This is a genomic window from Streptomyces rubiginosohelvolus, from assembly GCF_014649875.1.
Classification (GTDB): domain Bacteria; phylum Actinomycetota; class Actinomycetes; order Streptomycetales; family Streptomycetaceae; genus Streptomyces; species Streptomyces rubiginosohelvolus.
Genome location: NZ_BMTW01000008.1, coordinates 320,014 through 334,358 on the forward strand (window position 1 = coordinate 320,014; position 14,345 = coordinate 334,358).

The 14,345-nt window shown below is 70.8% G+C and carries 12 protein-coding genes; 5 read left to right on the forward strand and 7 right to left on the reverse strand.

Annotated elements, in window-relative coordinates; genetic code table 11:
- Positions 1–3 precede the first annotated feature (3 nt).
- From IE134_RS20310 to mtnA, 7 genes are all read right to left on the reverse strand, one after another.
- The gene (locus IE134_RS20310; RefSeq protein ID WP_030708887.1) at positions 4–759 is read right to left on the reverse strand and encodes a response regulator; all 756 of its coding nucleotides are present in this window, start codon (positions 757–759) and stop codon (positions 4–6) included.
- A 183-nt stretch (positions 760–942) separates the two neighbouring features.
- Positions 943–1,632, reverse strand: coding sequence for a ribosome hibernation-promoting factor, HPF/YfiA family (gene hpf, locus IE134_RS20315; protein ID WP_030708888.1), 690 nt, complete (start codon positions 1,630–1,632; stop codon positions 943–945).
- Positions 1,633–1,959: 327 nt separating this feature from the next.
- Entirely contained in the window at positions 1,960–2,733 is a 774-nt protein-coding gene (locus IE134_RS20320; protein WP_098018098.1) for a ComF family protein, read from the reverse strand.
- Between the two features lie 117 nt (positions 2,734–2,850).
- Entirely contained in the window at positions 2,851–4,686 is a 1,836-nt protein-coding gene (locus tag IE134_RS20325) for an LpqB family beta-propeller domain-containing protein (RefSeq protein WP_494518059.1), read from the reverse strand.
- Between the two features lie 28 nt (positions 4,687–4,714).
- On the reverse strand, positions 4,715–6,736 hold the full coding sequence (gene mtrB / locus IE134_RS20330; protein WP_097885265.1) for an MtrAB system histidine kinase MtrB: 2,022 nt from the start codon (positions 6,734–6,736) through the stop codon (positions 4,715–4,717).
- Between the two features lies 1 nt (position 6,737).
- Positions 6,738–7,427, reverse strand: coding sequence for a two-component system response regulator MtrA (gene mtrA / locus IE134_RS20335; RefSeq protein WP_007448372.1), 690 nt, complete (start codon positions 7,425–7,427; stop codon positions 6,738–6,740).
- 4 nt (positions 7,428–7,431) lie between these two features.
- The gene (mtnA, locus tag IE134_RS20340; protein WP_030708895.1) at positions 7,432–8,574 is read right to left on the reverse strand and encodes an S-methyl-5-thioribose-1-phosphate isomerase; all 1,143 of its coding nucleotides are present in this window, start codon (positions 8,572–8,574) and stop codon (positions 7,432–7,434) included.
- A gap of 140 nt (positions 8,575–8,714) precedes the next feature.
- On the opposite strand from mtnA, the gene IE134_RS20345 reads away from it, so the two are divergent.
- From IE134_RS20345 to IE134_RS20365, 5 genes are read left to right on the forward strand one after another with little or no spacing between them, the layout of a single operon-like run.
- Positions 8,715–9,926, forward strand: a complete 1,212-nt coding sequence (locus IE134_RS20345) for a DUF7847 domain-containing protein (RefSeq protein ID WP_030708897.1) — start codon at positions 8,715–8,717, stop codon at positions 9,924–9,926.
- Positions 9,927–9,930: 4 nt separating this feature from the next.
- Positions 9,931–10,620, forward strand: a complete 690-nt coding sequence (locus IE134_RS20350; RefSeq protein ID WP_189431275.1) for a DUF4129 domain-containing protein — start codon at positions 9,931–9,933, stop codon at positions 10,618–10,620.
- A complete protein-coding gene (locus IE134_RS20355) occupies positions 10,617–11,867 on the forward strand; it encodes a DUF4350 domain-containing protein (protein WP_189431277.1) in 1,251 nt (416 codons plus the stop codon). Before IE134_RS20350 ends, IE134_RS20355 begins: the two co-directional genes overlap by 4 nt.
- A complete protein-coding gene (locus IE134_RS20360) occupies positions 11,864–12,892 on the forward strand; it encodes an AAA family ATPase (RefSeq protein WP_189431278.1) in 1,029 nt (342 codons plus the stop codon). The genes IE134_RS20355 and IE134_RS20360 overlap by 4 nt, the downstream gene beginning before the upstream one ends.
- A 10-nt stretch (positions 12,893–12,902) precedes the next feature.
- Positions 12,903–14,216, forward strand: a complete 1,314-nt coding sequence (locus tag IE134_RS20365) for a DUF58 domain-containing protein (RefSeq protein WP_189431281.1) — start codon at positions 12,903–12,905, stop codon at positions 14,214–14,216.
- The last annotated feature ends 129 nt before the right edge of the window (positions 14,217–14,345 follow it).

A 14,345-nucleotide genomic window follows, 5' to 3' on the forward strand; every position in this document is an offset into this window, starting at 1 on the left:
CGGCTACCGGATCTCCAGGATCTTCTCGCGCATGGCATAGACCACGGCTTCCATCCGGGAGTGCAGCTGCAGTTTCTCCAGGATATTGCGGACGTGGTTCTTCACCGTGTTCTCGGAAATGAACAACTCCTTGGCGATATCACGGTTGTTCATGCCGGTCGCCACGAGCTTCAGCACCTCCAGCTCACGCTCGGTGAGCCGGGGCGCCGGCACGAGCCGACGCTCGTCGGTGCGCTGGATCATCGATTTGAACTCGGTGAGCAGCTTGGAGGCCATGGAGGGACTGATCTGGGACTGGCCGTCGGCGACCGCGCGAATGGCCGTGGCGACCTCGTCGGTGGAGATCTCCTTGAGGAGATAGCCGGTCGCACCCGCCTTGATCGCCTCGTAGAGGTCGGCCTCCTCGTCGCTGATCGTCAGCATGATGATCTTCGCGCTGGGGGCCACCTCCTTGATGGCGGTGCAGGCCTCGATGCCGCCGCGCTTGGGCATCCGGACATCCATCAGAACGATGTCGGGCAGCAGGTCGGCGGCCTTGTCGACCGCCTCGGAGCCGTCCCCGGCCTCGCCGATGACCTGGATGTCCTCCTCCTGCGCGAGGACGATCTCCAGACCCCTGCGGAAGAGCGCGTGGTCATCGACCACGAGGACCCTGATGGGCTCCTTGCGTGAAGCGCCGTCCGCGTCCGCGCCGCTGTACGCACCGGTGTCGTCGTCGGAGTCGTTCGCATCACGCACGGGCCCGAAGGTGTCCGCCATCGTTCCTCCCCCTGAAGGCCACGGCCTGAAGTGTCGGTCGTTCGCCAACGGCACCTCACGGAACACCGATTGGCTCGGTCCGCCATGATTCCATGCCCCGGCCCCGGCAGGGTGGTCCTGTGCCAATGTGCGGGTGCCCCCAGTGGCGTGAAAACGCCCTGGGGGCACCCGCGCGATGTGGCCTCAGCCGGCGAGTGCACCGCCCGCGCCGCCTGCCTCGTCCGCGGCGAGCGGGTCGGTCCTCAAGTGGATGACGCCGTAGTCGTAGGCGTGTCGCCGGTAGACGACGCTGGGCTCCTTCGTCTCGGAGTCGACGAACAAGTAGAAGTCGTGGCCGACCAGTTCCATCTCGTAGAGCGCCTGGTCGAGCGACATGGGTGCGGCGGTGTGGGTCTTCTCGCGCATCACGAGCGGCCCTTCGCCCTGTACTTCGAGCGAGCCGATCTTCGTGGTGGGGACGGGCGCCGGCGACTGGTCGCCGACCAGCTCACCGTCCTCGTCGAACGAAGCGACGCCGGGGACGACGTCCCCGACCTCGGCAGCCGACAGACGGCCGTTGCCACGGCGGCTGTAGCGCTTGTCGTGCTGCTTGCGCAGCCGGGCCTCCAGCTTTCCGGTGGCCAGATCAAGCGCTGCGTAGGCGTCGCCCGCCGCCGCTTCCGCCCGGATGACCGGTCCACGCGAGTGGAGTGTGATCTCCACCCGGTCGGAGCGGTCGGCCTGACGGGGATTCGGCTCCTTGGACACCTCGACGTCGACGCTGATCACCTTGCCGTCGAACTTCTGGATCTTGTCCAGCTTCAGCTTCTCGGCCACGTGCTTGCGGAACCGCTCGGGCACCTCGGTCTTGCGGCCCTTGACGACGATGTCCACGCAGAACTCCGTTCCCGGATCGCCCCGCTCGATGGCGGAGCATCTCCCTTTCGCACCAGGCCCCGGAGATCCCCAGGGCCTCGGACTCGGTGGCTTTCGCCTCCTCCTCCCCCGCCGGAAGGATCGCAATCCCACCGACTTTGCGTGCCTCTCTTACCGGTGAGTTACCTGCCCGAAACCTGATGGTGCATTCATCGAAGTCCGGCCTTCACCGTTCCTCACAACCGAACATAGCCTGCGCACCCAGGTCTCGGCACCCGCTACTGGCGCGTACCTCCATTCAGGGGGTATTGGCCTCTCATTACCTGCAACGATGCAGATTCTCGGTCAGTTCCGGTTTATTTCGAAGGCGGAGGGAGAAGCTGCGACGACCGCCGCCCGGCACCCTCCGTGCACGGAGAGCTCCCGATCGCCGCCACGCCCCTCGCCGACGGCCCGCGCCGCCTCCGCCAGCGTCGATCCCGTCGTCAACAGATCGTCGACCAGGATCACCCGGTCGTGACGGAGGAGACCGCGCCGGAGGAGTCGCTCCCCCGCTGCCGTGAGCTCCAGTGCGCCGGCCAGGTTCGCCCGCCGCTGCCGCGCCCCGAGCCCCGCCTGGTCGGCGACCGCACGCCGCTGCCGGAGCAGCGGAAGCACCCGGGCCGGCAGACCCGCGCGCCGCAGCTCGCGCGCGGCCGTGACGGCGATCCTGCGCACCGGATCATGGCCACGAGCGGCGGTCGCGGATCGCGCGGAGGGCACGGGGACCAGAAGCAGAGGCGCCACAGCCCTTGGAGACCCTGCGGGGTCCGCCGCAGCGCCCAGCCGCCCCGTCCCGGCCCGTACACAACCCGCCAGAGCCCGTCCGAGCGCACCTGCCAGCCCGAGTGCCCCGCGTTCCTTGTGGGCCAGCAGAACCGCACGTACGGCGTTCTCGTACGGCGCGGCCGCATATACCTCCGGAAGCCCCGGCGGTGTGGGCGAAGGGCGGACCCGGCGGGCGGACCCGCCGAGCAGCGCGGCCCCGCAGGCCGCGCACAGCTCGGTGCGCGGTCTGCCGCAGCCGGCACAGACCACCGGCAGAAGCAGACCGGACAGCTCCTGCCACACGTTCCGCATGACCCCACTGTGCCGCGCCCACCGGGACCGGACCACCCCTGTGGAAAACCCCGGGAACCCGGCCGGAGCGCCGACGCTCGCCCCGGAATCCCGGGCGGGGACCCACCGGCTCCCGGATCAGCCGGGGTAGACCAACGCCTTGCCCTTCTTGAGGACCGTCTGCCAGTTGTCCCCCGGCGAGAGCTTCACTATGCCGTCGTCGACGGTCTCCGCCATCAGCGGAAGCTGTTCGTCGTCCGCCGCGGCAACCGACTGGACCTGGTTCACCCCGGGGAGCGCCCCCGAGGCCGACGTGGACCCGTCAGCCTGCACGTAACGCACCTGCTGGACGCCGCCCTCCTCCTTGCCGACCACCACCAGACGGCTGCGTCCCGACCAGGAGATGGCCGAAACGTCCGCGAGCTGCGGTGCAGCCTGGCGCAGGTCCTCGACCGAGATCTCGGGCGCCACGGAGGACCCCCGGCGCTCGACCCGGCCGATGTTCAGCGTCGTACGGCCGTCCTTCGTCAGCAGCAGAGCGATCCGCACGCCATCCGCGGACATCCTGAGCTCCTCGATCCGGGCGCCGTCGAGCCCGGGCACCCGGACCTCCTGCGGCTCGCCCGTGCCCCCGGCCAGCCGCAGCAGCCTGGGTCCCGCCGGATCACGGTCGGCGACCCACAGGTCGCCGCGGCCGTCCCAGCTCGGCGGCGACAGCCGGTCCTCGGCCTTCTTCGCCCCGCTGGTGACGAGGGGCTCGGCCAGTTCGCCCTCCGTCTCCAGGGAGGACACGTAGAGGTGCTGCCCGGAGGAGGAGACCGCGGCGGCCCGTTCCTCGTCCCGGGCCACCCCGACGGATCCCATCGGGACGGTGCCCGCTCCCAGCGGACCGGTCACGGGCTCGGGTGTCCCGGTGTCGCCGGTGGCGCCGAACACCCGCTCCACCTGGCCCTTGTCGTTGATGAAGTACTGACTGTCGTCGCCTTCGGAGCCACGGTCGGCGGAAAACTCCGGCGCGTCGTCGGCGTCCAGCGCGCAGAGCCTGCCCTCGCCGCCCTCCAGCTCCACCCGCTCGACCCGGGCCGAGGTCAGGTCCCGGAGCGTGAACAGCACCTGGGCGGCCATCATCCGGCAGGCGCTCCGGCCCGCCGTGTCGGCCTTCTGGTTGAGCGGCACCTTCAGGACGTTCTGATCGTCCGGCGCGAGCGCGGTGACGCCCTTGCGCAGGGCGGTCCCCGTCGGGAACCGGGAATCGACGACGGGCCGCAGCCAGTTCGTCGGCCCGGCCAGCAGCGTCCTGACGGTCTGCGTCACGGTGTCCATGCGCGTGACGGGATCCGTACGGTTGCGTACGTAGACGGGGTCGGCGACGAGCGTCGACCGGCCGTTCGTGGCCCCGGTGGCGTAGTAGTACTTGTTCACGGAGCGGTAGAGCCGCTTGAAGTCGGACTGCCCGAGGACCAGGCCGTCCGGCACGACGTCGATGCGCCACTCCTTCTTCCCCTCCGCCACCTGTTCCAGCACCAGGTGCAGGGTCTGGGCGTAGTCGGTGGGCGCGAGCGGCTGGTAGGAGCTCTGGGCGTCGACCGTCGCGACCTTCTCGCCGGTCAGCGTGTAGGTCGTCTCGCGGTCCCGGGTGGCCCGGTTGTCCTCGTCGTGGAGGAGGGGGCCGCTGCGGTTGGGGGCCTGGGCCAGCACCGTGGTGGTCCCGCCCGGCTGCCAGGTGCGCCGGGCGTCCGCGCTCAGGTATTTCCGGGTGGTCGCGAACGCGGGGTCGTCACTGGTCATCGACTCCAGGAAGCCGTCGACGATCTCGCTGGGCGGCGCGCCTTCCCGGGGCGCCACCGCGTACACCTGCACCTGGGAGTCGCCGGGCTGCGAGGCGTCGACCGCCTTGACGTCCCCGGTCACCGGCATCGAGCCGCAGCCGGCCAGCACGACGACGCCGCAGCCGAGCAGGGCGGACATCCGCACCGCCCGTCCACGGCCGCCCTGACGGCGGTCAGTACCCACGAGTGGTGTCCTCCTGGTCGGAATCCTGTACGCCGTTGCCCACGCCACCAGGACGTTCCGGGGCCTGGCGTGCCACGACACGTGCACCGTTACCGGGCAGCGCGGCGGGGTGCACTGACGAGGGCGCGCCGTTACGGACGGGCACGGGCAGCGGGGAACGCCCGCCCGCGCCGGGCTGGGGCGGAACGGACATCAGACGGTGGTCGCCCGACGTCCCCGGCCCGGCCTCGTCGCGCTCCCGGTTCTCCCGGTTGCGCCGCGAGTCCTCGGGCTCCAGCGGTATCGGCGAACCGCGCAGGGGCTCGTCCGCCGTACGCGGCAGGGTCAGCCGGAACTGGGAGCCGCCGCCGGGCTCGCCCCAGGCCTGGAGCCAGCCGCCGTGCAGCCGGGCGTCCTCGACCGCGATGGAGAGGCCGAGGCCGGTCCCGCCGGTCGTCCGGGCGCGCGCCGGGTCGGCACGCCAGAACCGGTTGAAGACGCGGGTCGCCTCGCCGGGCTTGAGCCCGACCCCGTAGTCCCGGACGGCCACGGCGACCGCGCCCTGTGCGACGCCCATCCGCACCACGACGTCCCGGCCCTCGCCGTGCTCGACGGCGTTGACGACGAGGTTGCGCAGGACGCGTTCGACGCGGCGGGCATCGGCCTCGGCGATCACGGGCTGGTCGTCGCCGACGACGAGGATCCGGGTGCCCTTGCGCTCGGCGAGCGGCTCGGCGCCGCCGATCACCCGGTGCACCACGGTCCGCAGGTCTATCGGCTCGGCCTCCAGGGCCGCGGCGCCCGCGTCGAAGCGGCTGATCTCCAGCAGATCGGCGAGCAGCGACTCGAACCGGTCGAGCTGGTCGCCCAGCAGCTCGGCGGAGCGTGCGGTGACGGGGTCGAAGTCGGCGCGGGCCTCGTGGATGACATCGGCGGCCATCCGCACGGTCGTGAGGGGGGTCCGCAGCTCGTGCGAGACGTCGGAGACGAAACGCCGCTGCATCCGGGAGAGCTCCTCCAGCTGCTGGATCTTCAGCTGGAGGTTCTGGGCCATCTTGTTGAAGGCCTCACCGAGCCGGGCGATGTCGTCCTCGCCGGTGACCTTCATCCGTTCCTGGAGCTTGCCCGCGGAGAGCCGCTCGGCGATGCCGGCCGCCATCCGCACCGGGGTGACGACCTGCCGCACCACGAACCAGGCGATGGCCCCGAGCAGCACGACGACGAACAGTCCGGCGGTCGCCAGGGTCGTCTTGACCAGGGTCAGGGACTTCTCCTCCTGCGTGAGCGGGAAGAGGTAGTACAGCTCGTAGGGCTGCTGATCGATGTCGTAGAGCCGCTTGCCGACGACGAGCCCCGGTTGCGACGCGTTGCCGTACGAGTACCGGATCAGGGAGTACGTCTGGTAGGCGCCCTGCCCCTGGCTCACGTTCTGCCGCAGGCGCTCGGGCACGCTGGACGCCTCGACGCTGCCGGAACCGCGCGCGGCACGGCTGCCCGCCCCTTCGGTCACGGAGTCGGCGCTGAGCGCCACCACGTTGAAGGCGTTCTTGCCGCCGCTGGCGAGCTGGTCGACGAGCTCGGTGCGCCAGGAGGTGCTGCCGGTCATGCCGTCGGCACCCTCGCTCCCCTGGCCGCCGGGTGCAAGGGGAGCGTTCGCCTTCTCCTGGGCCGCGGCGAAACCGCCGGCGGCCTGGGTCTGGGCGGCCTTGCCCTTGGCGTCGAGCAGGCCGTTACGCACCTGGCCGATGACGACGAAGCCGAGCAGCAGCACGACCCCGATCGACATCAGGAGAGTGCCCGCGACGACGCGGAGCTGCAGGTTGCGCCGCCACAACCGGACGGCGGGCAGCAACGGACGGCGCACCCACCGCATCAGCAACCGCGGTACGGGCCCGCCGGGCGTCCGGTCCTCGAACAACCGGCCGCCCTGCAGGAAACGGCTCATACGTGACGCCTTCCGACCCGAGTCGGCAGCCCGCTCCGTACGGACTCCCGGCTCACCGGGCCCCGGAGCAGCGCTGCCTCGGGCCATCTCAGCTCGGTCCGGCCTTGTAGCCGACGCCTCGGACCGTCACCACGATCTCCGGCCGTTCCGGGTCCTTCTCGACCTTGGAACGCAGACGCTGGACATGAACATTCACCAGGCGGGTATCGGCCGCGTGGCGGTAACCCCACACCTGCTCCAGCAGGACCTCACGGGTGAAGACCTGCCACGGCTTGCGGGCGAGCGCGACCAGCAGGTCGAACTCCAGCGGAGTCAGGGCGATCGACTGCCCCTCCCGCTTCACGGAGTGGCCGGCCACGTCGATGACCAGGTCACCGATGGTCAGCTGCTCCGGCGCGGGCTCTTCGGACCGCCGCAGACGTGCCCTGATCCGGGCCACCAACTCCTTAGGTTTGAACGGCTTGACGATGTAGTCGTCGGCCCCGGACTCCAGGCCGACCACGACATCGACGGTGTCGCTCTTGGCAGTGAGCATGACGATCGGCACACCGGACTCGGCCCTGATCAGCCTGCACACCTCGATGCCGTCCCTACCGGGCAGCATGAGGTCGAGCAGCACCAGGTCCGGCTTGGCCTCACGAAATGCGGCCAGTGCCTTGTCGCCGTCCGCTACGAACGACGGCTCGAAACCTTCTCCACGCAGCACAATCCCGAGCATCTCGGCCAGTGCGGTGTCGTCGTCGACGACAAGGACGCGTCCCTTCATAATCGACATCATCCCATTAGCTAATCGTTACCTGCGATGACCTGGCACACAGCTCGGCCAGTCCGACCCCCGTGACCGGGGAAATTGCCCCCTCCTCGGTGACGATCGCCGTGATCAGTTCCGGCGGCGTGACGTCGAAGGCCGGGTTGTACGCCGGGGCCCCGAGGGGTGCGACGACGATCCCACCTCCGCCGTCGGCCGACAGATCCTGCGGCGATGTGAGCTCCGTCACTTCTTTCCCGGAACGCTGCTCGACGACGATCGATGTGCCGTCCGGCGTCTCCAGATCGACGGTCGTCGTCGGGGCCACCACGATGAAGGGCACGTGGTGGTACTTCGCGAGCACGGCCAGCGGGTAGCTCCCCACCTTGTTGGCCACCGAGCCGTCCGCGGCGATGCGGTCGGCGCCTATGAGCACCGCGTCGACCTCCCCCGCCGCGAACAGGGACCCCGCCGCGTTGTCCGTGAGCAGGCTGTACGCCAGCCCGTTCCGCGCCGCCTCGTACGCGGTCAGCCGCGCCCCCTGGAGCAGCGGCCGCGTCTCGTCCACCCACAGCCGTCGCAGCCGCCCCTGCCGGTGCACCCGCAACGCCACCGCGAACGCCGTCCCCTCACCCCCCGAGACCAGCGCCCCGGTATTGCAGTGGGTCAGCAGCTGGTACGCCCGGCCCGGCAGCAGCTCCTCCAGCAGCGCCTCGCCGTACTCGGCCATACGCCCGCTGGCCTGGGCATCCTCCCGGTGCAGCGCCCGCGCCTCCGCCAGCGCCGCCGCAGCGGCCGCCGCATCACCCTCCCCCTTCCCGGAGGCCGCCCAGTAGGCCGCCGCCACCCGCCGCACCCCGTAACCGAGGTTCACCGCGGTGGGCCGCGCCCCCTCCAGCAGTCCCGCCGCCTCCGCAACGTCGAAGCCCCTCGCCGCCGCGAGCGCCACCCCGTACCCCCCGGCGATCCCGAGCAACGGAGCCCCGCGCACCGCCAGCGTCTGGATCGCCCGCACCAGCGCGGGCACATCGGTGCACACCAGCTCGACCTCCTCGGCGGGCAGCCGCGTCTGGTCGAGAAGCACCAGCACGGGACCTTCCGGAAGCTCGTCCCAGCGAAGTACGGAAAGCGCGGAAGGCTCGAAGCCCACCGATGATTGCGCGTCCTGATCAGCCATCTGTCCAGTCTGCCCGGTGACCCACCCGCATATGAAGGTACGAACGAGAAGGAGCGGCCGGTCCGCCCCGGACCTGCGCGTGGCACGATGGCTGCCAACCTGCCGCCCCGATGAGCGGTCAGGACGGTGAAGGAGCGAGAATGAACGACTCTCCGGGCTGGGCGTCGCCCGGATCTGCCCCCTCCGACGGCAAGGAGAAGGCGATCCCCCGCCCCTCCGACCCGCAGGACGGAAGCGGCCCGACGGGACAGTGGTCCCCCGAGCAGCCGCCCCCCGGGCAGTGGTCCCCACCGAGCAACCCCGGCGGCGGCCCCGGAACCCGGCCGCCCGCACCCGGCTGGGGCGGCGGCCCGCAGCGGCAGGGCTGGGCAGGACCGCCCCCGGCCGCGAAGCCCGGCGTCATCCCGCTGCGCCCGCTGAGCCTCGGCGAGATCCTCGACGGCTCGGTGTCCGCCCTGCGCGCCCACTGGCGTACCGCACTCGGCTTCAGCCTCACGGTGTCGGTGGTCACCCAGATCGCCGCCATCCTCATGCAGCGCTACCTGCTGCCGGAACCGACCTCCATCGACCCGAACGCCACCGGCACCGAGGCCCTGCGCCAGACCGCCGACTCGGCCCGATCGACACTGCTCTCCCTGGCCCCGGTCTCCCTCCTCTCGATGATCGCCACGCTCTTCACGGCGTCGGTCGTCACCGTGATCATCAGCCGCTCCGTGCTGGGCCGGTCCACCACGCTCGCCGACTCCTGGGCCGAAGCCCGCCCCCGCGTCCTCCCCCTGCTCGGGCTGACCGTGCTGGTCGCCGTGATCATGGCCTCGATCATGGCCGTGGGCATCGGCCCCGGCCTGTTGCTCGGCTCCGAGGCCGGAGCGGCCCTCGCCTTCCTCGGCTTCGCCGCCGCCTGCGTCGTGATGCTCTGGCTGAACGTCAGCTTCGCCCTCGCCGCCCCCGCACTGATGCTGGAACGACAGACCATCGTGGCCGCGCTGCGCAGGTCGGCGAAGCTGGTCCGGGGCGCGTGGTGGCGCACCTTCGGGATCCTCGCCCTGACCTATCTGCTGACCTTCCTGCTGACGTTCCTCGTCTCCATCCCGTTCGGCATCATCGCGGTGATCGCCGACGGAACCGAGGTCAGCGACCTCTTCGGCGGTACCGCCCCCTCGGTCGGCTGGCCCTTCCTGATCGTCACCGGTATCGGCGAAGTGATCGTCTCGACGTTGATCTACCCCTTCGTCGCCGGTGTGATGGCCCTCCTCTACGTGGACCAGCGCATCCGCCGCGAAGCACTGGACCTCGACCTCGCACGGGCGGCCGGCCTACCCGGCTACAGCGACAACACACCCAGGAGCTGATGCGGTGTCGGGGGCGGGGGGCATCACCAGAACACGGCAGGACATCGCAGCGGGCGACATACCCGTGGACACGCCACGTCTCCCCGCACGGGAGGCGGCCGAGAGCGAACTGTCCAAGCCGATGTACCACGAGAACGATCCGAACTTCCTCCAGCGCGCCCTGAACCAGTTCTGGGACTGGGTCGCCGGAGTGTTCGACGCCGCCGCGGGGGCCGCCCCCGGCGGCCCGGCCGGACTCGCCGTCCTGGTCGTCATCGTCATCGGCCTCGCCGCCGCCCTCTGGTGGCGGCTCGGCACCCCGCAACGCTCCGCCCGGAACACGGACGCGCTGTTCGACAGCACAGGCCCCCGCAGCGCGGCCCAGCACCGCGCCACCGCAGAAGCACACGCCGCGGCCCTGCGCTGGACCGAAGCCGTCCAGGAACGCATGCGCGCCATCGTCCGGTCCCTGGAGGAGCGTGCCCTGCTCGACCCCCGCCCCGGCCGCACCGCGGACGAAGCCGCAGCCGAAGCGGGCCGCACCCTCCCCGAGCACACGGCCCGGCTGCGCGCCGCCGCCCGGAGCTTCGACGACGTGACATACGGCGGCCGCACAGCGGACCGGTCGGCATACCTGTCCCTGCGCACCCTCGACCTCGAACTCGACGAGGCGAAGCCGCTGCTGCCCGGAACCTCCCGAGGAGCCACCGGATGACCGCGGCGACCACCGCTTCGCCCACCTCGACCGCGCCCTCCCCCGGCCAGGTCTGGACCCGCGCCCGAGGCATCCTGGCCGTCGTCCTCATCCTCGTCGTCGCCGGCATCACGTTCGCCGCCGTACGCTCCGGCACGAACCACGGTCAGCTCGACCCCCGCTCCGCGGACCCCAAGGGCAGCCGTGCCGTCGCCGAACTCCTCAAGGCCCGCGGCATATCCGTCACCGTCGCCACCACTCTCGACGAGGCCACCGCCGCGACAGGACCCGACACCACCCTCCTGGTCACCGGCCCCAACCTCCTGACCCGGTCGCAACAGCTCCGGCTGGACGAAGCGGCTTCCGCCTCCGCGGGACGCACTCTGCTGGTCGCTCCGGGACCGGGAGCCACGCACCGGCTCGCCCCCGGAGTCCGCGCCGAGTCGCACCAGGCCGTCAGTGCTCTCGCCCCGGCGTGCGAGCTCCCCGCCGCCCAGCGGGCCGGAACAGCGGACATGGGCGGAACCCGCTACACGACGCAGGACCCCACCGCCGTGGCCTGCTACCCGAGCGCAGGCCTCCCCAGTCTGGTCGTCCTCCCGACCGGAGCGGGCGGCGACACCGTCGTCCTCGGCTCCCCCGACATCCTCCACAACGAACGTCTCGACAAGCAGGGCAACGCCTCGCTCGCCCTGCAACTCCTCGGTTCCCGTCCCCATCTCGTCTGGTACCTCCCCTCTCTCACCGATCCATCCGCAACAACCGATGACGGCGCCCCCGGCGACGGGAACGAAGAACAGTCGGAGGGCGGAGCGAGGGACGACGCTTCCGACGAAAGCAGCTTCCTCGACCTCGTCCCCTCCGGCTGGCTGTGGGGAACACTTCAACTCGCTCTCGCCGCCGTCCTCGCCGCCGTGTGGCGGGCCCGCCGGCTGGGTCCCCTGGTGACAGAACGACTGCCGGTGGCCATCCGCGCATCCGAATCCGCCGAAGGCCGCTCCCTCCTCTACCGCAAGGCCAACGCCCGCGACCGGGCCGCCGATGCCCTCCGAACCGCCAGCCGCACACGCCTCGCTCCGCTCGCCGGGGTGCCCGCCCGTGACGCGCACACCCCCGATGTCCTCCTCCCCGCCGTGTCCGCACGCGCCACCGCCCCGGACCGCGACCTCAGCACTCTGCTCTTCGGTACGGCTCCCTCCACCGACGCCGCCCTGGTCCTCCTCGCAGATCAACTCGACGCCCTCGAAAGAGAGGTACGCACTTCATGAGCGCCCCGACCCCCGAGCCGGCCGATCCCACGGCGCCCGCGGCAGCCCCCGTGCTGCCCGCGGAAACGGTGCCGTCCGACAGCGCCCGCGCCTCCTTGGAGGCTCTGCGCTCCGAGATCGCCAAGGCCGTGGTCGGGCAGGACCCTGCCGTCACCGGACTCGTCGTCGCGCTGCTCTGCCGAGGTCACGTACTCCTCGAAGGCGTGCCCGGAGTGGCCAAGACCCTGCTGGTCCGTGCACTCGCCGCTTCCCTCGAACTCGACACCAAGCGCGTCCAGTTCACCCCCGACCTGATGCCCAGCGATGTCACGGGTTCACTGGTCTACGACGCACGCACCGCCGAGTTCTCCTTCCAGCCCGGCCCGGTCTTCACCAACCTGCTGATCGCCGACGAGATCAACCGCACCCCTCCCAAGACCCAGTCGTCTCTGCTCGAGGCGATGGAGGAACGTCAGGTCACCGTCGACGGAACGCCGCGTCCGCTGCCCGACCCATTCCTTGTCGCAGCGACCCAGAACCCCGTCGAGTACGAAGGCACCTACCCCCTCCCCGAAGCCCAACTGGACCGGTTCCTGCTCAAACTGACGGTTCCGCTGCCCTCGCGACAGGACGAGATCGACGTACTCACCCGTCACGCCGACGGCTTCAACCCCCGCGACCTGAAGGCCGCCGGCATAAAGCCCGTCGCCGGCCCCGCCGATCTGGAAGCAGCACGCGAAGCCGTCGCGAAGACGACCGTCTCCCCCGAGATCGCCGGCTATGTCGTGGACATCTGCCGTGCCACGCGTGATTCCCCCTCGCTCGCCCTCGGTGTCTCCCCCCGAGGTACCACCGCACTGTTGTCGACCGCCCGCGCCTGGGCCTGGCTGACCGGCCGGGACTACGTCATCCCGGACGATGTCAAAGCCCTGGCGCTCCCCACGCTCCGCCATCGCATCCAACTGCGGCCAGAGGCCGAAATGGAAGGAGTCACTCCCGACTCCGTCATCGCCTCAGTGCTCGCCCACGTCCCCGTACCCCGATGAGGCGGTGACCATGGCCCTCACCGGACGTACCGCGCTGCTGGCCGCCCTGGGGTCACTCCCCGTAGGCATCCTCGCTCCCAGCTGGACCGGGATGCTGGCGGTCAACGCACCGCTCTCACTGGCAATTCTGTGCGACTACGCCCTGGCCGCGCCAGTGCGCACGCTTCGATTCACCCGATCTGGGGATACAACTGTTCGACTCGGTGACGCGGCCGAAGTCCAACTGACGGTGACCAACTCCTCACGTCGGCGTCTGCGCGCCCAGCTGCGGGACGCCTGGCCCCCCAGCAGCTGGGCCTCGGGCACCGAACGCCGCGCTTCCCGTCACACGCTGACGGTCCCCGCCGGGGAACAGCGGCGCCTGGTCACCGTTCTGCGCCCCACGCGTCGCGGCGACCGGCAGGCGGAACGCATCACGGTCCGCTCGTACGGCCCGCTCGGCCTCGCCGCACGCCAAGGGCAGCACCGAGCCCCTTGGACCGTGCGGGTCCTGCCTCCGTTCACCAGCCGCAAGCATCTGCCCTCCCGGCTTGCCCGGCTCCGGGAACTGGACGGTCGCACCAGCGTGCTGACACGCGGTGAAGGCACGGAGTTCGACAGCCTGCGGGCTTATGTACCCGGGGACGACACCCGCTCCATCGACTGGCGCGCCACCGCACGCCAGTCGGCCGTAGCGGTCCGGACCTGGCGCCCCGAGCGTGACCGGCACATCCTGATCGTCCTCGACACCGGACGAACGTCGGCGGGGCGAGTCGGTGATGTTCCCCGCCTGGACGCCTCGATGGACGCCACGCTCCTTCTCACCGCGCTCGCCACGCGGGCCGGCGACCGAGTCAGCCTCCTCGCTTACGACCGTCAGGTCCGAGCCCGCGTCCAGGGCCGAACGGCCTCGGGAAATGTCCTGGCCACCGTCATCAACACGCTGGCGACGCTGGAACCCGAGCTCATCGAGACGGACGCCCGTGGCCTGAGCAACGCCGCACTCACCGACGCCCCGCGCGGTTCGCTGATCGTTCTCCTCACGACGCTGGAGGCCGCCCCCATCGAGGAGGGGCTTCTCCCGGTGCTGCCTCAGCTCACCCAGCGCCACACCGTTCTCGTGGCCGCGGTCTCCGACCCTCGGATCGAGGAAATGGCCAACGCACGGGGAACAGTGGACTCGGTGTACGACGCGGCAGCCGCCGGCCAGGCCCAGGCGGACCGTCGCCGCACAGCGGACAGGCTTCGGCGCCATGGCGTCGTCGTCGTGGACGCCACCCCGGACAATCTCGCTCCCGCACTGGCCGATATGTATTTGGCACTGAAGGCCGCAGGGCGCCTTTGAGGGACCTGCGGGCCGGTCCAGAGAGGGGTGGGCGGGCCACGCTGGTGCTCCGGGTCCGGCTCTGGAACGCAGAAAAGCCCCGCACCAGAAGGTGCGGGGCTTTCCCACAAAGATTGTTCGGCGGCGTCC